The sequence below is a fragment of the Mycobacterium sp. E136 genome (assembly GCF_001666865.1).
Classification (GTDB): Bacteria; Actinomycetota; Actinomycetes; order Mycobacteriales; family Mycobacteriaceae; genus Mycobacterium.
Genome location: NZ_LZJE01000340.1, coordinates 44,910 through 67,654 on the forward strand (window position 1 = coordinate 44,910; position 22,745 = coordinate 67,654).

Below are 22,745 nucleotides of genomic sequence, written 5' to 3' on the forward strand. Positions count from 1 at the left end.
TGTGTGAAAACCGTCTTCGACGCGCCGGTCGACGCCGGCCTGGTCGAACGTTCCCTGGCGACAAGCACGTTCGGGTCCATGTGGCTGGACGAGTTGGTCGGCCCGGCGCGTGCGCGATTCCCCGCGCTGACCACACCGGTCACCTGCGACCTGGTCGTCGTCGGCGGCGGATACACCGGGTTGTGGACCGCGCTGCACGCCGCGCGACGCGACCCGAACCAACGAATCGTGCTCGTCGAGGCCAATCGAGTGGGGTGGGCGGCCTCCGGCCGTAACGGAGGTTTCGTCGACGCCAGCCTGACGCACGGCACCGAGAACGGAAAGGCACGCTGGCCCAACGAGTTCGACGTCCTCGAGGCGATGGGGCTGGAGAACCTCGACGGGATGCAGGCCGAACTGGGGGAGCTGGGCCTCGACACCGACTGGGAGCGCACCGGCATGTTGACGGTGGCCACCGAGCCGCACCAGGTCGAGTGGCTGCGGGAGGCCGCGGCCGACGGCGCGGGGGAGTTTCTCGACACGACCGAGGTGCGCGGTGAGGTGGCGTCGCCGACCTATCTCGCGGGCCTGTTCAGCGCCGAGAGCTGCGCGGTCGTGCACCCCGCCAAGCTCGCGTTCGAACTCGCCAGGGCATGCCGGGACGCCGGCGTGCGCATCTTCGAACACACCAACGCGACGCGGTTGGATTCAGGCGGTGTCGGCCTGCGTGTCGAGACGGGTCAGGCGGTGGTCACGGCCCGGCGGGCCGTGCTGGCGACGAACGTGTATCCGAGCCTGCTCAAGCGCAACCGGTTGCACACGGTCCCGGTGTACGACTACGTGCTGGCCACCGAACCGCTCACCGATGACCAGCTGGACCGCATCGGGTGGCGCGGCCGTCAGGGGATCGGCGACTGCGCCAACCAGTTTCACTACTACCGCCTCACCACCGACAACCGGATCGTGTGGGGCGGATACGACGCCGTCTACCACTTCGGTCGCAGAGTGCGCCCGCGCTACGAGGACCGCCCCGGCACCTACTGCCGGCTGGCCGCGCACTTCTTCCTCACCTTTCCGCAACTCGACGACGTCCGGTTCACCCACCGCTGGGCAGGCGCCATCGACACCAACACCCGGTTCTGTGCGCACTGGGGGCTGGCCAGGGACGGCCGCGTCGCATATGTCAACGGGTTCACCGGGCTCGGCGTGGGCGCTTCGCGGTTCGCGGCCGACGTCTGCCTCGACCTGCTGGAGGGCAGCCCCACCCCACGCACCGAATTGCAGATGGTGCGCGAACGTCCGCTGCCATTCCCGCCAGAGCCGCTGGCCGGCATCGGCATCCAGGCGACGCGGTGGTCACTGGACCGCGCGGACCACTTCGAAGGCCGGCGCAACGTCTTCCTGCGAACACTGGACGCGTTGGGGCTCGGTTTCGATTCGTAGTACTCCCGTGCCGAAAGTGCGGCCGGAGCGTAACGTCTCTGTGACCTTCACCGATGGGGAAGTGACGGGACCATCGTCGAGTGGTTGCTCCTGGTCGGGGTGATTGTCGGACTCCCGGCCCGGTTCAGCGGCCCACAACACGCCGGTACCGGACCTACATCGGCTCGACGAGCGGAGACGACAGTGCGCCGACACTCGATACCGGTACTGGCGGCGTTGGCCGCTCCGATCGCTGCGCTTGCGCTTGTCTCCGGGCCCGCCCAGGCGGCGCCCGGCGTGGTCGTCTACCCCGGCATGGAGATCCGCCAGGACAACAACGTCTGCACGCTGGGCTACGTCGACCCGGCGGCGCGGATCGCGTTCACCGCCGGGCATTGCCGCGGTAGCGGACCCGTGCGCGACCGCGACGGCAACCACATCGGGATGCAGACGGTGTTCCGCGACAACACCCCGAACGGCGCGACCGTCGACACCAATCATCAGATCGCCGACTGGGAGGCGATCGCGCTGGCACCCGACGTCCTGGTCAACAACGTCCTGCCGGGGGGCAAGGTGCTGGTGGCCGACCCCGGTGTCGTGCCGACGGCCGGCCAGCCGGTGTGCCACTTCGGCGTGGTGACCGGCGAGAGCTGCGGCAACGTCGAAGCCGTCAACAACGGCTGGTTCACGATGGCCAACGGCGTCGTCAGCCAGAAGGGCGACTCCGGCGGGCCGGTGTACGTGGTGACCCCCGACAACCGGGCGGTGCTGATCGGCATGTTCAACAGCACGTGGGGCAAGTATCCGGCCGCGGTGTCCTGGCAGACGGCCAGCCAGCAGGCCAGCGAGGACGTCATCTCCGCCGCGTCGGCCACCGTCGGCACGGTTTCGCTGCCTTAACGCGCCAACGCGAACACCGGGATCGACGGCGCCGCGGCGCGCAGCTCGTCTGGTGAGGAGTCGGGCGTCAGGCCGGCGACGTGTCCCTTGACCTCCCAGAACCAGCGGTCGAGGTAGCGGCTGAGCAGTTCTGGTTTGGCGTCATCGAGCACCTCGGTGACGCGAACCTCGCGGCGATGCCACCGCGGGCCGACCTCGACGACTCCCGCCGCCCTGGCGTTGCGCGCCCACTGGGTGTTCCCGCGTGGTGAGACGACGTAGTCGCGCCCGTCCACGGTGAGCACGTTGACCACCACGCTTCGCCGCTTGCCCGACCTTCGGCCCCGCACCGTCAGCGCTTTCGTTCCGGCGACGCTGATACCGGCTTCGGCGAGCCAGCGGAAGATGCGGTTGACGGCGCGGGCGGGTCGCGTCGGTTCGTCATAGCGGGTCGTCATGATCGCCTCCTTGTACTGAGAGCGGTGCTCTCGAATCCAGGTTGCCACTTGGGTCGAACGAAATCAAGAGCAGTGATCTCGTTTTGTGTCACACTCGGCGCATGGGCAAGCGAGCGGAGAGCCGTCAGCGGATCGAGGCGCAGATCATCGAGCTCGGGCGGCGCCATCTGGTGACCGAGGGCGCCGCCGGACTGTCGCTGCGTGCCATCGCCCGCGACCTCGGGATGGTGTCCTCAGCGGTATACCGGTACGTGGCCAGTCGCGACGAGCTGTTGACCCTGCTGCTGGTCGACGCCTACTCCGAACTCGCTGATTGCGTGGACCGCGCCCGCGACGACGGTGCGCCGTGGCACGAGCAGTTCCGCGCGATGGCGCACGCCGCGCGCCGATGGGCCGTCGACCAGCCGGCCTCGTGGGCGCTGCTCTACGGCACGCCGGTGCCCGGATACCGCGCGCCGCGGGAGCGCACCGTGGGACCCGGTACTCGCGTCGTCGGCGCGTTGTTCGACGTGATCGCCGCCGGTATCGCCGTCGGCGACATTCCTCAATCGAAAGCCGTTGTTCCCGAACCGTTGTCGTCGGAGTTCGAGGCGCTGCGCGAGGAGTTCTCCTTCTCCGGCGACGACGGTGCGGTCGCCAAGGGGTTTCTGAGCTGGGCGACGCTGATCGGCGCGATCAGCCTCGAGGTGTTCGGCCAGTACGGCCCCGACACGCTCACCAAACCCGCGGACGTCTTCGACCTGCAGATCGAGTTGGTGATCCACACGCTGACTATGGTTAAGAATTGACTTATATAAGTTAGCGCTTTAATTTAAGTGGGTGCACGCGTTCGACGTCCTGGGGGATCCGGTGCGCCGCCGGATCCTGGAGCTGCTCGCCGACGGCGAGCTGGCGGCCGGAGCCATCGCCGCCACCATCCAAGGCGAGTTCGCGATCACGCAGCCGGCAGTCTCGCAGCACCTGAAGGTGTTGCGGGACAACGGTTTCACCTCGGTGCGGCCGGAGGGCCAGCGCCGCCTCTACGCGGTCAACGGCGCAGCGCTGCGCGACGCCGACGAGTGGCTCGCCGGCTTCCGCCGGTTCTGGGCGCCGCGGCTCGATGCGCTCGGCACCGAGATCGCGCGAGGGAAGCGACAACGACGAAGGAAGGCAACATGACCGAGATCGACGTGGACCACCAGATCAACGCGGTCGCCCGCACCGTCGGGAAACGCACGATCGATGCGGGGGAGGCGCACGTCGTCACCATTAAGGAGGCCTACGACACCGATCAGGACGATCTGTGGGACGCCGTCACCAACATCGAGCGCATCCCCCGATGGTTGATGCCGATCTCCGGTGAGCTCGAGGTCGGCGGCACCTATCAACTGCACGGCAACGCCAGCGGAACGATCCTGACGTGTGACCCGCCGAAGACCTTCACCGCCACCTGGGAGTACGGCGGCAACACCAGCTGGATCGAGGTCAACGTCGCGGGCCGGGGCGCGAACCGGGCGGAGCTGGTCATCGAGCACATCGCGGTCGTCGGCGACGAGATGTCGCTGCAGTTCGGCCCCGGCGCCGTCGGCATCGGCTGGGATTCGATGGTGCTCGGCCTGGCGCTGCACCTGTCGACCGGCGAGGCGATCGATCCGGATTTCGGCCAGCAGTGGGTCACCACCGACGAGGGTCGCCGCTTCCTGGCGTTGTCCAACGAGGCCTGGTATCAGGCGAACGTCGCCTCCGGAGCCGATCCCGAGACCGCACGCCAGGCCGCCGATCGCTGCCTGAAGGCGTACTACGGCGAGGCCTGAACTAGAACACGTTCTAGCCAACCGGACGGGCCGCGGATATCCTCGACGCGATGCTTGCCCAGACACCTGTCCAGATTGCGTGGGTGACGCGGGACCTCCACAGCACCGAACAGGCGCTCACCACGTTGTTGGGCGCCAAGAAGTGGGTGCGCATGCCCGGCGTCCACTTCGCGCCGGATGCGTGCACCTACCGCGGTGAGCCGGCGGACTTCGTCGCCGACATCTCGCTGAGCTACGCCGGCGACACCCAGCTCGAACTGATCACGCCGGTGTGCGGGCGCAGCATCTACACCGAATTCCTCGACACCGCGGGGCCGGGACTGCATCACATCTGCGTCGAGGTCGACGACGTGGACGCGGCGCTGGCCCAACGAGGCGCCGAGGCGGTGCAGCGCGGGGTGATGGCGGGCGGGATGGAGTTCGCCTATGTCGCGGCCCCCGGTGTGCCGTACCTCGAGATCGCCCGCATCCCCGACGAGATCAGGGCATTCTTCGACTACATCAAACAGGAGCAGCAGTGAGCATCAGCGAGATTCCCGACACCGTTGAGGCCGCGGACGTCGCGTCGTGGTCCGACGAGTTCGACGTCGTGGTGATCGGTTTCGGCATCGCGGGCGGATGTGCGGCGGTCAGCGCGGCCGCCGAGGGCGCGCGAGTCCTGGTGCTGGAGAAGGCCGCCGACGCCGGCGGGACCAGCGCGATGGCGGGCGGGCACTTCTACCTCGGCGGCGGTACCGCGGTGCAGCAGGCCACCGGTCACGACGACAGCGCCGAGGAGATGTACAAATACCTCGTAGCGGTGTCGCCCGAACCCGACCACGAGAAGATCCGGGCCTACTGCGACGGCAGCGTCGAACACTTCAACTGGTTGGAGGAGTTGGGGTTTCAGTTCGAGCGCAGCTATTACCCCGGCAAGGTGGTGGTGCCGCCGGGCACCGAGGGGTTGTCGTACACCGGCAACGAGAAGGTGTGGCCGTTCTGCGAGCAGGCCAAGCCCGCCCCGCGCGGGCACTCGGTGCCGGTGCCCGGTGAACTCGGCGGCGCGGCGATGGTCATCGAGCTGTTGGTGAAGCGTGCCGCCGAACTCGGCGTGCAGATCCGCTACGAGACCGGCGTGACCAACCTCGTCGTCGAGGACGGATCCGTGGTCGGGGTGCGGTGGAAGCACTTCGGCGAGACGAGTGCGATCAAGGCGAAGGCGGTGATCATCGCCGCCGGCGGTTTCGCGATGAATCCGGAGATGGTCGCCGAGCTCACACCGGCGCTCGGCCAGAAGCGCAAGACCAGACACCACGGCGAGGTGGAGCCCTACATCCTGGGCAACCCCAACGACGACGGCCTGGGCATCCGGATGGGCATCTCCGCCGGCGGGGTGGCCAAGAACATGGACCAGCTGTTCATCACCGCCGCCGCCTATCCGCCCGAGATCCTGCTCACCGGCGTGATCGTCAACAAGGACGGCAAGCGGTTCGTCAACGAGGACTCCTACCATTCGCGCACTTCGGCTTTCGTGCTCGAGCAGCCCGAGCAGACGGCCTACCTCGTCGTCGACGAGGCCCACATGGAGATGCCGGAGATGCCGCTGATCAAGTTCATCGACGGTTGGGAGACCCTCGAGGAAGCGGAAGCGGCACTGGGCATTCCGCAGGGCAACCTGGTCGCCACGCTGAACCGCTACAACGAGTTCGCCGCGCGCGGTGAGGATCCCGATTTCCACAAGCAACCCGACTATCTCGCCGCACAAAACACCGGCCCGTTCGCGGCGTTCGACCTGTCCCTGGGCCGTGCGATGTACTCGGGCTTCACGATGGGCGGCCTTGCGGTGTCCGTCGACGGAGAAGTGTTGCGCGAGGACGGATCCGTCGTCGCCGGTCTCTATGCGGCCGGTGCGTGCGCGTCGAACATCGCCCACGACGGCAAGGGCTACGCCAGCGGAACTCAGCTCGGCGAGGGGTCGTTCTTCGGGCGGCGGGCGGGTAGACAAGCAGCGCGGCGGGCGGGTGGACACCCCGCGACGCGCTAGACCCTCGCCGGTTCGTCGCCCTCGACGCGCCCCAGCCGCCAGTCGCCGTCGCCGAGCAGTTCGAGCTCGTGGGTGTGGTGCTGCTCGACGGTGCTGCGGTGGCTGACGCTGATCAGGATGGTGTCCGGCAGCTCGGTACGCACCAGCTGATACAGCATGAACTCCAGGCCCTCGTCGAGCGCGGACGTCGACTCGTCGAGGAAGACGGCCTTGGGTTTGGTCAACAGGATTCGGGCGAACGCGATGCGCTGCTGTTCGCCGGGTGAGAGCACCTTGGCCCAGTCGTCGACCTCGTCGAGACGATCGGCCAGGTGCGGCAGGGCCACCTTGTGCAGCATGCTCTGCAACGTCCGGTCGTCGATGGCGCCCACCTCGTTGGGGTAGCTGACGACGGTGCGCAGGTCGCCGAGCGGCACGTACGGCAGCTGCGACAGGAACATCGACTCGTTCGGACCGCACGGGCGCGTCAACCGGCCCGAGGTGAACGGCCACAGCTGCGCCAGGCTGCGCAGCAGCGTGGTCTTGCCGGTGCCCGAGCGGCCGGTGACCACCAGCGTCTCGCCGACTTCGAGCCGCATGTCCAGCGGCCGGATCAACTGCCTGCCGTCGGGAGTGCGGACCTCGACGCCGGACAGTTCGACGGTGCCGTCGACGCAGGCGGTGGTGGTCAACTCGGGTAGTGCGCGGCCCTCTTCATTCGCGACGACGAGCCCGTGCAGTCGGATGATCGCCGCTCGATACCCGGCGAACTGGTCGTAGACGTTGCGGAAGAACGACAGGCCCTGCTCGATGTTGCCGAAGGCCGCCGCGGTCTGGCTCATCGCGCCGAGCGTGATCTCGCCGGTGAAGAAGCGAGGGAACTGCAGCAGATACGGCGGCACGACGATGATCTGGTCCATCGACAGGTTCCAGCCGTAGAAGCCCATCATCCGGTTGATGTAGCGCTTGTAGTTGGACACGACGGGGGCGAACAGCCGCCGCAGCCCGGAGCGTTCGGCGATCTCGCCGCGGTAGAAGGCCACGGCCTCGGCGGCGTCGCGCAGCCGGACCAGCGCGTAGCGGAAGGCGGCATTGAACTTCTCGTTGTTGAAGGACAGCCAGATGATCGGCCGGCCGATCCAGAACGCGAAGACCGACGCCAACAGCACGTAGGCGAGCAGGATCCAGAACATCGCCCGCGGCACGTCGCCGATGAGCGGCAGGGTCAGCGTTCCCGACAGGTTCCACAGGATCGCGGTGAACGAGATCATCGACGCCACCGCGTTGACCGCGCCGAACAGCAGCGTGGCGGTCGAGGTGTTGTTCGGTGTGTTCGGCAGGCCGCCGACCCCGGCGGTGAAGATGTCGATGTCCTGCTGGATGCGCTGGTCGGGGTTGTCGATCGTGTCGTCGATGAACCGCCCGCGGTAGTAGGCCTTGCCGTCCAGCCAGTCGCCGGTGAACCGGTCGGTGAGCCAGACGCGCCAGGCCAGCATGAATCGTTGCGTCAGGAAGAGGTCGAGCATGATCCGCGCGACGTGCAGGACGGCCAGGATCGCGAAGATCGTCATCGACATCCAGAACCCGTCCTTGCCGGAGTTCCTGATCGCGTCGTCGCCGTTGCCCAGTCCCGAGGCCACCACCTGGAAGCTGGTCATCATGTCGTTGCCCTGATAGGTGAACAGCACCGTCAGGCGGACGCCGACGATCACCGACAGCAGCAGCACGCTTAGCCACAGCCAGACCTTGATGCTCTCCGGGCCCTTGAAATAGTCGCCGGTGATGCGCCAGAACTGGCGTCCCCAGGTGGTGAACCTGGCGATGAGCACCAGGATGACCAACGTGCACACCGCTGCGATCGCCCAGCCGCGCGCGATCCATATCAGCGAAGTCCACAGTTCACTGCCCCAGTCCAGCGTCGGGGTGAACATTCCCTCATTCACTCCGGCAAGGTACCGCGACAACCTTTACGCGGCCGTTCATAGGGCCAACGATGCGCGTCGAGTCGTCGCGCTTTGCGGGCCTCGGTTGCGCAACAGGGCTGTGGGGCGACCTGGCTGCGTAAGCTGCGGCCATGGGCAGCGACGCTCCGGTGAACGCGGGACACCTGATCGCGCGCCGACTGCGCGCCAGCGGGATCGACACGATCTTCACGCTCTCGGGCGGGCACCTCTTCTCCCTCTATGACGGCTGTCGGAGGGAAGACATCCGGCTGATCGACACCCGCCACGAGCAGACCGCGGCGTTCGCCGCCGAAGGATGGTCGAAGGTGACCCGCGTGCCGGGCGTCGCGGCGCTGACGGCCGGGCCCGGCGTCACGAACGGCATGAGCGCGATGGCCGCCGCGCAGCAGAACCAATCGCCGCTGGTGATCCTCGGCGGGCGCGCGCCGGCGTTGCGGTGGGGGCAGGGCAGTCTGCAGGAGATCGACCACGTCCCGTTCGTCGCGCCGCTGACACGCTTCGCCGCGACCGCCTCATCGCCGGATGCGGTCGCGGGCCTGGTCGACGACGCGCTGCGGGCGGCGGTCGGGGCGCCCTCGGGGGTGTCGTTCGTCGACTTCCCGATCGACCACGTGTTCAGCGAGGCCACCGACCCCGGCGCCCCGGGCGCGCTGAACGAATCGCGCGAGGTCGTCCAAGCCGACGGCGACGCCGTGACCGCCGCGCGTCGCCTGCTGGCCGAGGCGCAACGCCCCGTCATCATGGCCGGCACCAACGTCTGGTGGGGCCACGCCGAGACGGCGTTGCTGAATCTGGCTGAGACTCGGCGCATCCCGGTGCTGATGAACGGCATGGCCCGCGGCACGGTACCCGCCGACCACTCGCTGGCATTCTCCCGTGCGCGGTCAAAGGCGTTGAAGCAGGCCGACGTTGCGTTGGTGATCGGCGTGCCGATGGACTTCCGGCTCGGCTTCGGTGGTGTGTTCGGCGCCGACACCGCGCTGATCACCGTCGACCGCATCGCACCCGATCGGCCGCATCCGCGACCGGTGGCGGCCGGCTTGTACGGCGACGTCAGCACGACGTTGTCGGCTCTGGCGGCGGCTGCCGGAGATCACGAACCCTGGATCGCCGATCTGCGCGCCACCGAGACCGCGGCGCGCGCCGCCGAGGCCGACGAGCTGCGCGACGACCGCACACCGCTGCATCCGATGCGGGTCTACGCCGAGCTCAGCGCGATGCTCGACCGCGACGCGATCGTCGTGGTCGACGCCGGTGACTTCGGCTCCTACGCCGGCCGCGTCATCGACAGCTACGTGCCCGGCGCCTGGCTGGACAGCGGCCCGTTCGGCTGCCTCGGGTCCGGACCCGGTTACGCCCTGGCCGCCAAGCTGGCCCGACCCGACCGCCAGGTGGTGCTGCTGCAGGGCGACGGGGCGTTCGGGTTCTCCGGCATGGAGTGGGACACGCTGGTACGTCACGGGATTCAGGTCGTCTCGGTGATCGGCAACAACGGGATCTGGGGGCTCGAGAAGCATCCGATGGAGGCGATCTACGGGTATTCCGTCGTGGCCGACCTGCGTCCCGGAACGCGGTACGACGAGGTGGTGACGGCCCTGGGCGGGCACGGCGAGTTGGTGTCGACGCCCGCCGAGTTGCGCCCGGCGCTGGAGCGGGCCTTCTCGTCGGCGCTGCCGGCAGTGGTCAACGTGCTCACCGATCCGACCGTCGCCTACCCCCGCCGCTCCAACCTGGCCTAGCCCTGATTCCCGCGAGCATTGCGTGTTTGCACACGACACGCCGCGAATTTTCACCACTTTGCGCACGGTCGCCGTCGGGCGAGCGCGACCAAAATCATTCGACCCATACGGCGTTCACGCCCATGCTGGAACCATGCAGGTGCGCATCCACGAGTCGGCCGACGACTTCTTGGCGATCGCCGAACCGGTATACCGCCGCGACCCGATCACCAACACCGTGGCGCTGACGATCCTGCGGTCCGCGATGCCAGATGACGCGCTGCTGCTTTCGATGTGGCAGAACTCCGACGTCGCGGGGGTGGCCCTGCAGACGCCGCCATACCCGTTGGCGTGCAACGGTATTCCCGCAGAGCATGCCGATGCCGTCGCGAGCGATCTGGTGCGCATGCTGCCCGACCTGAGTGGCGTGCGCGGCTCTCGCGAGACCGCCGTCGCGTTCGCCGACGCCTGGCGGTCGCACGGCGGGCCGCCCGGCACCGTGGTGCTCGACGAGCGGCTCTACCGCCTGGGCGACCTCCAACCACCGACCGGTGTGGCGGGTGCGCCCCGTTGGGCTGAGGCGGCCGATCGCGACACAGTGGACGACCGGGGCGACCGATTCCTGCTGTCGGACGTCGCCGGTGCGCCGGTCAGCATGGCGCTGGTGCGCGCGGCCGCGGCGGGGGTGTCGCGCATCGGCCCGGTCTTCCCGCCGACGAACCGCAGGGGAAGCGGGTACGGGTCGGCCGTCACCGCCGCCGCCCCGCAAGCCGTGCTCGACCGCGGCGACGCGGAGGTCGTGCTGTTCGCCGAGCTGGCCAACCCGACATCGAACGCGATCTACCAAAAGCTCGGATACGCGCCGGTGACCGACTGCGTGCGCGTCGACTTCCGGACGGTCGACTGACCGCCAGCACGCTGGACGGCGGCGCGTACCGTAGCGGTGTGGCGAAGACGAAGACCCGCACTTCAGGTCGTGTCAGCAATAGGTTCTGGCGGCTGCTCGGCGCCAGCACCGACCGGGACCAGGCGCAATCGATGGCGCAGGTGCGCAGTTCTGCGGAGTTCGACGAGAAGGCCGCGGCCCTCGACGACGAGCAGCTGCGCAAGGCCGCCAAGTTGCTGAACCTCGAGGATCTCGCCGAAGCGACCGACATCCCGCAGTTCCTGGCGATTGCCAGGGAAGCCGCCGAGCGCACAACGTCGCTGCGGCCCTTCGACGTTCAGCTCCTGGGTGCCCTGCGCATGCTCGCCGGCGACGTCGTCGAGATGGCCACCGGCGAAGGCAAGACGCTCTCGGGTGCGATCGCCGCCGCCGGATACGCCCTTGGCGGCCGCAGCGTGCACGTCATCACCATCAACGACTACCTCGCACGACGAGACGCCGAATGGATGGGCCCGCTGCTGGAAGCTCTGGGCCTGACCGTCGGCTGGATTACCGAGGCCTCGACGGCCGAGGAGCGGCGCGCGGCCTACAAGTGCGACGTCACCTACGCATCGGTGAACGAGATCGGGTTCGACGTGCTGCGCGATCAGCTGGTCACCGACGTCGACGACCTCGTGTCGCCGAACCCCGACGTGGCGCTGATCGACGAGGCCGACTCGGTGTTGGTCGACGAGGCGCTGGTGCCGCTGGTGCTGGCCGGCACCAGCCACCGCGAGACCCCGAAGGTCGAGATCATCCGCATGGTCGGCGAACTCACGCCAGGCGTCGACTACGACACCGATACCGACAGCCGCAACGTCCACCTCACCGAAGTGGGCGCGCAGAAGCTGGAGGCCAAGCTCGGCGGCATCGACCTGTACTCCGAAGAGCACGTCTCCAGCACGCTGACCGAGGTCAACGTGGCGCTGCACGCGCACGTGCTGTTGCAGCGCGACGTGCACTACATCGTCCGCGATGACGCCGTGCACCTGATCAACGCCTCCCGCGGCCGCATCGCCCAGCTGCAACGCTGGCCCGACGGGCTCCAGGCCGCCGTCGAGGCCAAGGAGGGCATCGAGACCACCGAGACCGGCGAGGTGCTCGACACCATCACGGTCCAGGCGCTGGTCAACCGGTATGCAACGGTGTGCGGCATGACTGGCACCGCGCTGGCGGCCGGTGAGCAGCTGCGGCAGTTCTACAAGCTGGGCGTGTCGCCGATCGAACCCAACAAGCCGAACATCCGCGAGGACGAGCCCGACCGGGTGTACGTCACCGCGGCGGCCAAGAACGACGCGATCGTCGAGCACATCAAGGAGATCCACGAGACCCGCCAGCCGGTGCTCGTCGGCACCCGCGACGTCGCCGAATCCGAAGAGCTGCACGAGAAACTCGTCAAGGCGGGCGTCCCGGCGGTCGTGCTGAACGCGAAGAACGACGCCGAGGAGGCCGCGGTGATCGCCGAGGCCGGCAAGCTCGGCAGCGTCACGGTGTCCACCCAGATGGCGGGCCGCGGCACCGACATCCGGCTCGGCGGCTCCGACGAGGCCGACCATGACGAGGTCGCCGAACTCGGCGGGCTGCACGTGATCGGGACCGGCCGCCACCACACCGAGCGGCTGGACAACCAGCTGCGTGGCCGCGCCGGACGCCAGGGCGATCCCGGGTCGTCGGTGTTCTTCTCCAGCTGGGAGGACGACGTCGTGGTCGCCCACCTCGACCCGAACAAGCTGCCGATGGAGACCGAGGAGGACGGCCGCGTCGTCAGCCCGAAAGCGGCCAGCCTGCTCGATCACGCCCAGCGCATCGCCGAAGGCCGGATGCTCGACATCCACGCCAACAACTGGCGCTACAACCAGCTGATCGCCCAGCAGCGCGCGATCATCGTCGACCGCCGAAACACGTTGTTGCGCACCGCTACCGCGCGCGAGGAGCTCGCCGAGCTGTCGCCCAAGCGCTACGAGGAGGTCGTCGAACGCCTCGGCGAGGACACGCTCGAGAAGATTTGCCGGCTGATCATGCTCTATCACCTCGACCGCGGCTGGGCCGACCACCTGGCCTACCTCGCCGACATCCGGGAGAGCATCCACCTGCGGGCGCTGGGCAACCAGACGCCGATTGACGAGTTCCACCGGATGGCCGTCGACGCATTCGCGTCGCTGGCAGCCGATGCCATCGAGGCGGCCCAGCAGACGTTCGAGACGGCGCCGTCGATCGAAGACGAGCCCGGGGTCGACCTGTCGAAGCTGGCCCGGCCGACCTCGACGTGGACGTACATGGTGCACGACAACCCGCTGGCCGACGACTCGCTCTCGGCGCTGAGCCTTCCGGGCGTGTTCCGCTAGGTTTAGCCCATGACCGAGGCGCATGGCCGGGTGCCTTCGCCGCCGGACGAGGCGGGTCAGGCCCGCGACCGGGTGCTCACCGTGCCCAACGTGCTCAGCGCGGTGCGACTGGTGCTGGTGCCGGTCTTCCTCTGGCTGCTGCTCGTGGTGCACGCCAACGGGTGGGCGGTGGCCGTGCTGATGTTCTCCGGGTTCTCCGACTGGGCCGACGGCAAGATCGCCCGGCTCGTCGACAACCAGTCGTCGCGGCTGGGGGAGTTGCTCGACCCCGCGGTCGACCGCATCTACATGATCACGATCCCGATCGCCATGGGGCTGCACGGGTCGCTGCCGTGGTGGATCGTGCTCACCCTGATCGGCCGTGACGCCGTGCTCGCCGCCACCCTGCCGCTGCTGCGCAGCCGCGGGTTGACCGCGCTGCCGGTCACCTACATCGGCAAGGCCGCCACGTTCGCGCTGATGTCGGGTCTTCCGCTGATCCTGTTGGGGCAGTGGGACGCCACGTGGAGCCGGGTGGTGCTCGCGATCGGGTGGGGCTTTCTGATCTGGGGTCTGCTGATGTACCTGTGGTCCGGCCTGCTGTACCTGATCCAGGTCGGAATGGTGGTGCGCCGGCTGCCGAAGGCACCGCGATGACGCAGAGCTTCCGCAAGACGCTCGGCGGCTACGACCCGGACGCGGGCCTTCGCGCCCACGGGACGGACCGACCGACGAAGATCCCGGTGCCGTCGCTGCTGCGCTCCTTGCTGACCGATCACCTCGACCCGGGGTACGCGGCCGCCGCCGAGGCCAAGGCCGCCGGTCGTGAACGGCCCAGATGGCAACAGTGGGCCTGGCAGCTGGCGGGCGCTCTGCTGCTTGTCGTCGTGTTCGCGGCCGCCGTGGCCCAGGCGCGCGCCACCGCGCCCGGCGTCCGCGAGACGCAGCACGTGCTGGCCGGCAGCGTGCGCACCGAGCAGGCCGAGACCACCGCCGCCGCGGAGCGTCGCGACGCCCTCGCGGCCGAGGTGGACGACGAACGGCGTCGACGCCTGGAAGGCGATGCGCGCGGTCAGCAGCTGCTGAGCCGCCTCGACGAGGCGAACTTCGCCGCCGCTGCCACCCCGGTCATCGGGCCGGGGCTGTCGATCACCGTGACCGATCCGGGCGCGTCGGCGGCCAACCTGAGCGACGTGTCCAAACAACGGCTGCCGGGCAGCAGACAGGTGATCCTCGACCGCGACCTGCAGCTGGTCGTCAACTCACTGTGGGTCAGCGGCGCCGAGGCGCTGTCGGTCGGCGGTGTGCGGATCGGCCCCAATGTGACGGTCCGGCAGGCGGGCGGCGGGATCCTGGTCGACAATCAACCGATCAGCAGCCCATACGTCGTCCTCGCGATCGGACCGCCGCACGCGATGCAGGATGTGTTCGACCGCAGCCCCGGCCTGCAGCGCCTTCGGCTGCTGGAGGCCTCCTACGGCGTCGGGGTGAGCGTGAGCGCCGGTGAGGGCCTGCGGCTGCCCGCCGCCACGGTCCGAGAAGTCAACTTCGCCAAACAGATTGGGCAGTGACACCACGATGAAGTCAGATACATGATCGGAATCGCCGCACTGGTCGTGGGCGTCGTGCTGGGCCTGGTGTTCCATCCCGACGTGCCCGAGTTCGTCCAGCCGTACCTGCCGATCGCGGTGGTCGCCGCGCTCGACGCGGTCTTCGGTGGCCTGCGCGCGTATCTCGAGCGCATCTTCGACTCGAAGGTGTTCGTGGTGTCGTTCGTGTTCAACGTGCTGGTCGCCGCGCTGATCGTCTACGTCGGTGATCAACTCGGCGTCGGCACACAGCTGTCGACGGCGATCATCGTCGTGCTGGGCATCCGGATCTTCGGCAACGCAGCGGCGTTGCGCCGCAGGCTGTTCGGCGCGTAACGAGGCGTGACCCATGAGTGAGCACACACCGCAGCACTCCGAACCCGACGACCACGTACAGGCGGGTGGCCGTCACGAACTGCCGCGCGATGAGCCGTCGCCGGAGATCGGTGAGCTGCACGCGGGCGGGGTGGCCGGGGTGCTGCGTCGGGGCCGCTCGCAGGTGGTGTTCGGGGCGCTGGCCGTGGTGCTGTGCGTGCTGCTCGGCGTGGCGATCGTGACCCAGGTCCGGCAGAACGAGTCCGGTGACTCGCTGGAGACGGCCCGGCCCGCCGACCTGCTGGTGCTGCTGGACTCGCTGCAGCAGCGCGAAGCCGCGCTCAACACCGAGTTGAGCGATCTGCAGCGCACCCTGGCCCAGCTGCAGGCGTCGGGCAGCAGCGACCAGGCGGCCATCGAGAACGCCCAGGCCCGGCTGGCCGCGCTGTCCATCCTGATCGGCACCGTGCCCGCGACCGGGCCCGGCGTGACGTTGACCATCACCGACACCACGCCCGGTGTGCCGGCCGAAACACTGCTCGACGTGATCAACGAGCTGCGCAACGCCGGTGCCGAGGCGATGGAGATCCGCGCCGGGGGACCGGACTCAGCGACCGCGGTGCGCGTCGGTGTCGACACCTGGGTCGTTGGCAACCCTGGCGCCCTGGTGGTCGACGACGTCACGATGAACCCACCGTATTCGGTTCTGGCCATTGGCGATCCGCCGACCCTGGCCGCGGCGATGACGATCCCCGGCGGCGCGATGGACAGCGTCGAACGCGTCGGCGGCACCATGACCGTGCAACAGTCCGAGCGCGTCGACGTGACCGCCTTGCGGCAACCGAAACAGCGCCAATACGCTCAGCCAGTCAAATGAGCTGACCTACGAGGAGCGCCGTGAGCGAAATCCCAGCCGACCTGCACTACACCGAGGAGCACGAGTGGGTGCTGCGCACCGGCGACGACACCGTGCGCGTCGGTATCACCGACTACGCCCAGTCGGCGCTGGGTGACGTGGTGTTCGTCCAACTGCCCGACGTCGGCACCGAGGTGACCGCCGGCGAGTCGTTCGGCGAGGTGGAGTCCACCAAGTCGGTGTCGGACCTCTACGCCCCCGTCACGGCGAAAGTCGTTGCGGTCAACGGTGATCTCGAGGGAAGTCCGCAGCTCGTGAACTCCGACCCCTACGGCGAGGGTTGGCTGATCGAGCTGCAGGCCGATGCCGCGGCGCTGGAGGAAGGGCTGGGCGGGCTCCTGGACGCCGACGGCTACCGCGGCACGGTGTCGGAATGACGGAGTTGTTAGGGTTTTGCAGACCGGACGCCAACTAGGGCGGATCCGGCGGTGGTGGGCACAACGACGCTCGCCGCGCGGTACGGTCGACACCAGACGCGGTATCGCCACAGCAGCCAGTTAGGAGCAGCGGGTGACGGAAAACGACCAGAACTCTGGGACCGACCAGACGTCTGACGAAGTCACCGTGGAAACGACATCCGTCTTCCGCGCGGACTTCCTCAACGAACTGGACGCCCCGGCCACGGCGGGAACCGAGGGCGCCGTTTCGGGCGTCGAGGGTCTGCCCGCCGGATCGGCGCTGCTGGTCGTCAAGCGCGGGCCGAACGCCGGTTCCCGGTTCCTGCTCGACCAGCCCACCACGTCGGCCGGTCGGCATCCCGACAGCGACATCTTCCTCGACGACGTAACGGTGAGCCGTCGGCACGCCGAGTTCCGCCTCGAGGGCGGCGAGTTCCAGGTGGTCGACGTCGGCAGCCTCAACGGCACCTACGTCAACCGCGAACCGGTGGACTCCGCGGTGCTCGCCAACGGCGACGAGGTGCAGATCGGGAAGTTCCGCCTGGTGTTCCTCACCGGGCCCAAGAACGACGACAGCGGTCAGGCCGGCTAGTGCTCGACCAGCGCATGCGCGAAGAGTAGCCATGGGCGCACCCGACACTCCCGCGCTCACTGGGATGTCGATCGGAGCGGTCCTCGATCTGCTGCGACCGGACTTCCCGGACGTGACCATCTCCAAGATTCGCTTCCTGGAGGCCGAAGGCCTGGTCACTCCTGAGCGCACCGCGTCGGGTTATCGGCGGTTCACCGCCTACGACTGCGCGCGCCTGCGGTTCATCCTCACCGCCCAGCGCGACCAGTACCTGCCGTTGAAGGTGATCAAGGCGCAGCTCGACGCGCAGCCCGACGGTGAGTTGCCGTCACATGGATCCGCGTACGGCGTACCGCGTTTGGTGCCGGTCTCCCCAGACGGCACTGACGGCGACGACAACGCCGCGGGTGCGGCGGCGGTGGCCCCGACGCAGGTGCGGCTGTCGCGGGAGGACCTGCTGGCGCGCTCGGGCGTCGACGAGGAGCTGCTCAGCGCGCTCGTGAAGTCCGGGATCATCACCACCGGCCCGGGTGGGTTCTTCGACGAGCACTCCGTGGTGATCGCGCAGTGTGCCCGTGCGTTGGCCGACTACGGTGTCGAGCCTCGGCATCTGCGGGCGTTCCGGTCGGCGGCCGACCGGCAGTCCGACCTGATCGCGCAGATCGCCGGGCCGATCGTCAAGGGCAACAAGGCCGGCGCGCGCGACCGGGCCGACGACCTGGCACGCGAGGTGGCGGCCCTGGCAATCACCTTGCACACATCGCTGATCAAGTCGGCTGTGCGCGACGTACTGGATCGCTGAGGATTAGACTCGAAGCGATGGCTATCAGGCTCGCTTCTTCGGTGCGGAGGGCAGACACAGATGGGTGAGGTTCGTGTGGTCGGCATTCGCGTTGAGCAGCCGCAGAACCAGCCGGTCCTGCTGCTGAGGGAGTCGAACGGCGACCGATATCTGCCCATCTGGATCGGGCAGTCCGAGGCCGCTGCGATCGCGCTCGAACAGCAGGGTGTCGAGCCGGCGCGACCGCTGACGCACGATCTGATCCGAGATGTCATTGCCGCGCTTGGTCATTCGCTCAAAGAGGTGCGCATCGTCGACCTGCAGGAGGGCACCTTCTACGCCGACCTGATCTTCGACCGCGACATCAAGGTGTCGGCGCGCCCGTCCGATTCGGTCGCGATCGCGCTGCGGGTCGGGGTGCCGATCTATGTCGAGGAAGCGGTGCTGGCCGAGGCCGGCCTGATCATTCCGGACGAGAACGACGACGAGGCCGCGGGCGCGGTGCGCGAGGACGAGGTCGAGAAGTTCAAGGAGTTCCTCGACAGCGTCTCACCCGACGACTTCAAGGCGACCTAGCCCGACCTGGGCAGGCTCCGTGACGGTTTGTCACGGAAACGTCTCGTCACTTCGACACGCGGTGCGGGGTTTCCCCATCGGCGAGATGGGCAGCCATACTTTGAGAGCCGGACCACTGATGGGCAGTCCACGGACGGCGAGAAGCGTATGCTCGACACACTCGGGCTTGGCAAATGTGTGCCCCACGCGAGGTCACAGACGCGGGTTCGATCGGCGAGAGGAATCTACAAGTGGGAGACACGCCACGTCAGGAGCAGCTGGACCTCACTGCTGCTAGCGGCCCCGCGGATTCGGAACCGACCAACGCCTCGGCGACGACCGAAGAACCCGTGCAGGCGGGGCTGTTCCCCGACAACTCCGTGCCCGACGAGCTCGTCGGCTACCGCGGACCGAGCGCCTGCCAGATCGCCGGCATCACCTACCGCCAGCTCGACTACTGGGCGCGGACGTCGCTGGTCGTACCGTCCATCCGCAGCGCGGCCGGCTCCGGCAGCCAGCGGCTGTACTCGTTCAAGGACATCCTGGTCCTCAAGATCGTCAAGCGGCTTCTCGACACCGGCATCTCGCTGCACAACATCCGCGTCGCCGTCGACCACCTGCGCCAGCGCGGGGTTCGCGATCTGGCCAACATCACGCTGTTCTCCGACGGCACCACGGTCTACGAGTGCACGTCGGCCGAAGAGGTCGTCGACCTGCTGCAGGGCGGTCAGGGCGTGTTCGGCATCGCCGTGTCAGGCGCCATGCGGGAGTTGACCGGCGCGATCGCCGATTTCCCCGGCGAACGCGCCGACGGCGGCGAGTCGATCGCCGCACCCGAGGACGAGCTGGCGTCGCGGCGTAAGCACCGCGACCGCAAGATCGGCTAGCCACCTTTCTGCGCGAGCAGACGCAAACTTGCCTCTTTCCGGCGCGAAATGGGCATGTTCGCGTCTGCTCGCGGTCTGACAGGACCCACCGGTAAACTGGCCAACGCATCGCGCTTGTGCGGGAGAGTTTCGTGACGGCCAGTCACGGACGCCGAAGGAGCAACACCTCTCCGTCAACCTCTCAGGCACCAGGACCGCACGAGACCCCGATGCCTCTGGAAAGCGGTGAGCAGCGCTCGCCCGCCCATGGGGAAAGGCGAATCTCGCACCGTCGCGATCGCCGAATCTCTCAGGCACCCGCAGCGGGTCGACGACAGAGGGGGAGGACCCAGCGGTTCTCTGCCTGCACGCATCTGGAGTAGCCCGAGTGTTCGATCACCACCAGCCCAACTTCGCCGACCGTCACATCGGACCCGATGCCGACGCCGTCGCCACGATGCTGAAGGCCATCGGCGTCTCCTCACTCGACGAGCTCGCCGAGAAGGCGCTGCCGGCCAACATTCTCGACGCGCTCTCGGCCGACGGCCTGGCCCCGGGCCTCGATCGGCTGCCCGCTGCCGCCACCGAGGAGGAGGCGCTCGCCGAACTGCGCGCGCTGGCCGACCAGAACACCGTCGCGGTGTCGATGATCGGCCAAGGCTACTTCGACACGCTCACCCCACCGGTGTTGCGCCGCAACATCCTTGAGAACCCCGCCTGGTACACCGCGTACACCCCGTACCAGCCGGAGATCAGCCAGGGCCGCCTCGAGGCGCTGCTCAACTTCCAGACCATGGTGACCGACCTGACGGCCCTCGAGGTCGCCAACGCGTCGATGCTCGACGAGGGCACGGCGGCCGCCGAGGCGATGACGCTGATGCATCGGGCCATGCGCGGCTCGTCCAACCGCCTCGCTGTGGACGCCGACCTGTACCCGCAGACCGCCGCCGTGCTGGCCACCCGCGCCGAGCCGCTCGGCATCGAGATCGTCACCGCCGACCTGACCCAGGGGCTACCCGAGGGCGAGTTCTTCGGCGTCGTCACGCAGCTGCCGGGGGCCAGTGGTGCCGTCGTCGACTGGAGCAATCTCGTCGCCCAGGCCCACGACCGCGGCGCACTGGTCGCGATCGGCGCCGACCTGCTGGCGTTGATGCTGCTCACCCCGCCCGGCGAGATCGGCGCCGACGTCGCCTTCGGCAGCACCCAAAGGTTCGGTGTGCCAATGGGATTCGGCGGACCCCACGCGGGATACCTGGCCGTGCACGCCAAGCACGCGCGTCAGCTGCCGGGCCGCCTCGTCGGGGTGTCGCTCGACGCCGACGGTGCCCCGGCGTACCGGCTGGCGTTGCAGACTCGCGAACAGCACATCCGCCGCGACAAGGCGACCAGCAACATCTGCACCGCGCAGGTTCTGTTGGCGGTGATGGCCGCGATGTACGCCAGCTACCACGGCGCCGACGGCCTGACCGGGATCGCGCACCGCGTGCACGAGCGGGCCCGGGCGCTGGCTGCCGCACTCTCGGCGGCCGGGGTGCAGATCGTGCACCGCTCGTTCTTCGACACCGTGCTGGCCGAGGTGCCGGGCCGGGCGGCGGCGGTGCGTGACGCGGCCAAGGCGCGCGGCATCAACGTGTGGCTTGTCGACGACGACCACGTCTCGGTCGCCTGTGACGAGGCGACCACCGATGCGCACGTCGAGGCGGTGTTGTCGGCGTTCTCGGCGGCGCCGGTCGACGCGGACTTCGACGGTCCCCGCATCGCGACGCGCACATCGGAGTTCCTGACCCATCCCGCGTTCACCCGGTACCGCACCGAGACCGAGATGATGCGCTACCTGCGGTCGCTGGCCGATAAGGATATCGCCCTGGACCGCAGCATGATTCCGCTCGGCTCGTGCACGATGAAGCTCAACGCGGCCGCCGAGATGGAGCCGATCACCTGGCCGGAGTTCGGCCGTCAACATCCGTTCGCCCCGGCCTCCGACACTCCGGGTCTGCGCAAGCTGATCGCGGATCTGGAGCAGTGGCTGATCGGCATCACCGGATACGACGCGGTGTCGCTGCAGCCCAACGCCGGTTCGCAGGGTGAGTACGCCGGTCTGCTCGCGATCCAGGCGTATCACGCCGAGAACGGCGAGCCCGACCGCAACGTCTGCCTGATCCCGTCCAGCGCGCACGGCACCAACGCGGCCTCGGCGGCGCTGGCCGGTATGCGGGTCGTGGTGGTGGCGTGCCGCGCGAACGGCGACGTGGACCTCGACGACCTGCGCGCGAAGGTGAGCGAGCACGCGGATCGCCTGTCCGCGCTGATGATCACGTACCCGTCCACGCACGGGGTTTACGAGCACGACATCGCCGACATCTGCGCGGCCGTGCACGACGCCGGCGGTCAGGTGTACGTCGACGGCGCCAACCTCAACGCGCTCGTCGGCCTGGCCCGTCCCGGCCGTTTCGGCGGCGACGTCAGCCACCTCAACCTGCACAAGACGTTCTGCATCCCGCACGGCGGCGGGGGGCCTGGCGTGGGTCCGGTCGCGGTCCGCGCGCACTTGGCGCCGTATCTGCCCGGACATCCGCTGGCCGACGAGCTTCCCGAGAAGCACACCGTCTCGGCGGCGCCCTACGGGTCGGCGTCGATCCTGCCGATCAGCTGGGCCTACATCCGGATGATGGGCGCGAACGGCCTGCGCGCCGCGTCGCTGGCCGCCATCGCGTCGGCCAACTACATCGCCCGCCGTCTCGACGAGTACTACCCGGTGCTCTACACCGGCGAGAACGGCATGGTCGCCCACGAGTGCATCCTCGATCTGCGCACCATCACCAAGCAGACCGGCGTCACTGTCGACGATGTGGCAAAGCGGTTGGCGGACTACGGGTTCCACGCACCGACCATGAGCTTCCCGGTCGCGGGCACGCTGATGGTCGAGCCGACCGAGAGCGAAAGCCTCGCCGAGGTCGACGCGTTCTGCGAAGCGATGATCGCGATCCGCGCCGAGATCGACAAGGTCGGCGACGGCACCTGGCCCGTCGACGACAATCCGCTGCGCGGGGCACCCCACACCGCGGAGTCCCTCCTCGTCGAGGACTGGGACCACCCCTACACCCGCGAGCAGGCCGCCTATCCGCTGGGCAAGAACTACCGCCCCAAGGTCTGGCCTCCGGTGCGCAGGATCGATGGCGCGTACGGCGACCGCAACCTGGTGTGCTCCTGTCCGCCGGTGGAGGCGTTCGCCTGACCGACGCCTGCCATACCGTCTCACCGACGGCGAAATTCGTGTCGGCAACCCACGT

The 22,745-nt window shown here is 68.5% G+C and carries 22 protein-coding genes and 2 riboswitches; of the genes, 20 read left to right on the top strand and 2 right to left on the bottom strand.

Annotated features, from left to right (window positions below; genetic code table 11):
- Positions 1-3: 3 nt before the first annotated feature.
- Positions 4-1,422, top strand: a complete 1,419-nt coding sequence (locus A5698_RS22750; RefSeq protein WP_068301454.1) for an NAD(P)/FAD-dependent oxidoreductase — start codon at positions 4-6, stop codon at positions 1,420-1,422.
- A gap of 183 nt (positions 1,423-1,605) precedes the next feature.
- Positions 1,606-2,301, top strand: coding sequence for an Rv1815 family serine proteinase (locus A5698_RS22755; RefSeq protein ID WP_068301457.1), 696 nt, complete (start codon positions 1,606-1,608; stop codon positions 2,299-2,301).
- Here the strand turns inward: A5698_RS22755 and A5698_RS22760 are convergent.
- Positions 2,298-2,738: a nitroreductase/quinone reductase family protein gene (locus tag A5698_RS22760; protein WP_068301520.1), complete on the bottom strand. Its 441-nt coding sequence runs from the start codon at positions 2,736-2,738 to the stop codon at positions 2,298-2,300. The genes A5698_RS22755 and A5698_RS22760 overlap by 4 nt on opposite strands.
- A gap of 101 nt (positions 2,739-2,839) precedes the next feature.
- Between A5698_RS22760 and A5698_RS22765 the strand changes: the two genes are divergently transcribed.
- The 5 genes from A5698_RS22765 to A5698_RS22785 are packed head-to-tail and all read left to right on the top strand — an operon-like array spanning position 2,840 to position 6,554.
- A complete protein-coding gene (locus A5698_RS22765) occupies positions 2,840-3,526 on the top strand; it encodes a TetR/AcrR family transcriptional regulator (RefSeq protein WP_068301460.1) in 687 nt (228 codons plus the stop codon).
- A 31-nt stretch (positions 3,527-3,557) separates the two neighbouring features.
- Positions 3,558-3,896 (top strand): ArsR/SmtB family transcription factor, encoded by a 339-nt coding sequence (locus tag A5698_RS22770; protein ID WP_068301463.1) that lies wholly within the window; start codon positions 3,558-3,560, stop codon positions 3,894-3,896.
- Complete coding sequence (locus A5698_RS22775) at positions 3,893-4,531, top strand: SRPBCC domain-containing protein (protein WP_068301466.1); 639 nt, start codon at positions 3,893-3,895, stop codon at positions 4,529-4,531. The genes A5698_RS22770 and A5698_RS22775 overlap by 4 nt, the downstream gene beginning before the upstream one ends.
- Positions 4,532-4,581: 50 nt before the next feature.
- A complete protein-coding gene (locus tag A5698_RS22780) occupies positions 4,582-5,052 on the top strand; it encodes a VOC family protein (RefSeq protein WP_068301469.1) in 471 nt (156 codons plus the stop codon).
- A 2-nt stretch (positions 5,053-5,054) separates the two neighbouring features.
- Positions 5,055-6,554, top strand: coding sequence for an FAD-binding protein (locus tag A5698_RS22785; RefSeq protein ID WP_502688979.1), 1,500 nt, complete (start codon positions 5,055-5,057; stop codon positions 6,552-6,554).
- Here A5698_RS22785 and A5698_RS22790 read toward each other — a convergent pair.
- Positions 6,551-8,464, bottom strand: coding sequence for an ABC transporter ATP-binding protein/permease (locus A5698_RS22790; protein ID WP_068301475.1), 1,914 nt, complete (start codon positions 8,462-8,464; stop codon positions 6,551-6,553). The two genes, A5698_RS22785 and A5698_RS22790, sit on opposite strands and share 4 nt — an antisense overlap.
- A gap of 143 nt (positions 8,465-8,607) precedes the next feature.
- Here A5698_RS22790 and A5698_RS22795 point away from each other — a divergent pair, with 143 nt between their 5' ends.
- The 13 genes from A5698_RS22795 to gcvP all read left to right on the top strand — a co-directional run bounded on the left by A5698_RS22795 (position 8,608) and on the right by gcvP (position 22,690).
- Positions 8,608-10,236, top strand: a complete 1,629-nt coding sequence (locus tag A5698_RS22795; RefSeq protein ID WP_068301479.1) for an acetolactate synthase — start codon at positions 8,608-8,610, stop codon at positions 10,234-10,236.
- A gap of 133 nt (positions 10,237-10,369) precedes the next feature.
- A complete protein-coding gene (locus A5698_RS22800; RefSeq protein ID WP_068301482.1) occupies positions 10,370-11,122 on the top strand; it encodes a GNAT family N-acetyltransferase in 753 nt (250 codons plus the stop codon).
- A 38-nt stretch (positions 11,123-11,160) separates the two neighbouring features.
- Positions 11,161-13,485: an accessory Sec system translocase SecA2 gene (secA2, locus tag A5698_RS22805; RefSeq protein ID WP_068301485.1), complete on the top strand. Its 2,325-nt coding sequence runs from the start codon at positions 11,161-11,163 to the stop codon at positions 13,483-13,485.
- Between the two features lie 9 nt (positions 13,486-13,494).
- The gene (locus tag A5698_RS22810; RefSeq protein WP_068301488.1) at positions 13,495-14,121 is read left to right on the top strand and encodes a CDP-alcohol phosphatidyltransferase family protein; all 627 of its coding nucleotides are present in this window, start codon (positions 13,495-13,497) and stop codon (positions 14,119-14,121) included.
- A complete protein-coding gene (locus A5698_RS22815; RefSeq protein ID WP_068301491.1) occupies positions 14,118-15,035 on the top strand; it encodes a DUF881 domain-containing protein in 918 nt (305 codons plus the stop codon). Before A5698_RS22810 ends, A5698_RS22815 begins: the two co-directional genes overlap by 4 nt.
- A gap of 21 nt (positions 15,036-15,056) precedes the next feature.
- Complete coding sequence (locus tag A5698_RS22820; protein WP_067082981.1) at positions 15,057-15,389, top strand: small basic family protein; 333 nt, start codon at positions 15,057-15,059, stop codon at positions 15,387-15,389.
- Positions 15,390-15,402: 13 nt separating this feature from the next.
- A complete protein-coding gene (locus tag A5698_RS22825) occupies positions 15,403-16,245 on the top strand; it encodes a DUF881 domain-containing protein (RefSeq protein WP_068301494.1) in 843 nt (280 codons plus the stop codon).
- A 20-nt stretch (positions 16,246-16,265) separates the two neighbouring features.
- Positions 16,266-16,661 (top strand): glycine cleavage system protein GcvH, encoded by a 396-nt coding sequence (gene gcvH / locus A5698_RS22830; protein WP_067082987.1) that lies wholly within the window; start codon positions 16,266-16,268, stop codon positions 16,659-16,661.
- A gap of 133 nt (positions 16,662-16,794) precedes the next feature.
- Positions 16,795-17,274: a glycogen accumulation regulator GarA gene (gene garA, locus A5698_RS22835; protein WP_067082990.1), complete on the top strand. Its 480-nt coding sequence runs from the start codon at positions 16,795-16,797 to the stop codon at positions 17,272-17,274.
- 31 nt (positions 17,275-17,305) lie between these two features.
- Positions 17,306-18,055 carry a transcriptional regulator FtsR gene (gene ftsR / locus A5698_RS22840; RefSeq protein WP_067286269.1) on the top strand — a complete coding sequence of 250 codons (750 nt, stop codon included), beginning with the start codon at positions 17,306-17,308 and terminating at the stop codon, positions 18,053-18,055.
- 60 nt (positions 18,056-18,115) lie between these two features.
- The gene (locus tag A5698_RS22845; protein WP_059098552.1) at positions 18,116-18,610 is read left to right on the top strand and encodes a bifunctional nuclease family protein; all 495 of its coding nucleotides are present in this window, start codon (positions 18,116-18,118) and stop codon (positions 18,608-18,610) included.
- 230 nt (positions 18,611-18,840) lie between these two features.
- Positions 18,841-19,476 carry a MerR family transcriptional regulator gene (locus A5698_RS22850; RefSeq protein WP_068301498.1) on the top strand — a complete coding sequence of 212 codons (636 nt, stop codon included), beginning with the start codon at positions 18,841-18,843 and terminating at the stop codon, positions 19,474-19,476.
- 109 nt (positions 19,477-19,585) lie between these two features.
- Positions 19,586-19,683: riboswitch (glycine riboswitch) on the top strand.
- Positions 19,684-19,803: riboswitch (glycine riboswitch) on the top strand.
- A 40-nt stretch (positions 19,804-19,843) separates the two neighbouring features.
- Positions 19,844-22,690 (top strand): aminomethyl-transferring glycine dehydrogenase, encoded by a 2,847-nt coding sequence (gene gcvP / locus A5698_RS22855; RefSeq protein ID WP_068301501.1) that lies wholly within the window; start codon positions 19,844-19,846, stop codon positions 22,688-22,690.
- Positions 22,691-22,745: the final 55 nt, after the last annotated feature.

Excerpts from the sequence above, each read along its gene's own strand:
- A5698_RS22765 (WP_068301460.1), top strand. The coding sequence starts at position 2,840 with ATGGGCAAGCGAGCGGAGAGCCGTCAGCGGATCGAGGCGCAGATCATC.
- A5698_RS22825 (WP_068301494.1), top strand. The coding sequence starts at position 15,403 with ATGAGTGAGCACACACCGCAGCACTCCGAACCCGACGACCACGTACAG.
- A5698_RS22810 (WP_068301488.1), top strand. The coding sequence starts at position 13,495 with ATGACCGAGGCGCATGGCCGGGTGCCTTCGCCGCCGGACGAGGCGGGT.
- A5698_RS22815 (WP_068301491.1), top strand. The coding sequence starts at position 14,118 with ATGACGCAGAGCTTCCGCAAGACGCTCGGCGGCTACGACCCGGACGCG.
- A5698_RS22760 (WP_068301520.1), bottom strand. The coding sequence starts at position 2,738 with ATGACGACCCGCTATGACGAACCGACGCGACCCGCCCGCGCCGTCAAC.
- ftsR (WP_067286269.1), top strand. The coding sequence starts at position 17,306 with ATGGGCGCACCCGACACTCCCGCGCTCACTGGGATGTCGATCGGAGCG.
- A5698_RS22775 (WP_068301466.1), top strand. The coding sequence starts at position 3,893 with ATGACCGAGATCGACGTGGACCACCAGATCAACGCGGTCGCCCGCACC.
- A5698_RS22780 (WP_068301469.1), top strand. The coding sequence starts at position 4,582 with ATGCTTGCCCAGACACCTGTCCAGATTGCGTGGGTGACGCGGGACCTC.
- A5698_RS22795 (WP_068301479.1), top strand. The coding sequence starts at position 8,608 with ATGGGCAGCGACGCTCCGGTGAACGCGGGACACCTGATCGCGCGCCGA.
- A5698_RS22845 (WP_059098552.1), top strand. The coding sequence starts at position 18,116 with ATGGGTGAGGTTCGTGTGGTCGGCATTCGCGTTGAGCAGCCGCAGAAC.
- A5698_RS22800 (WP_068301482.1), top strand. The coding sequence starts at position 10,370 with ATGCAGGTGCGCATCCACGAGTCGGCCGACGACTTCTTGGCGATCGCC.
- A5698_RS22820 (WP_067082981.1), top strand. The coding sequence starts at position 15,057 with ATGATCGGAATCGCCGCACTGGTCGTGGGCGTCGTGCTGGGCCTGGTG.
- A5698_RS22790 (WP_068301475.1), bottom strand. The coding sequence starts at position 8,464 with ATGTTCACCCCGACGCTGGACTGGGGCAGTGAACTGTGGACTTCGCTG.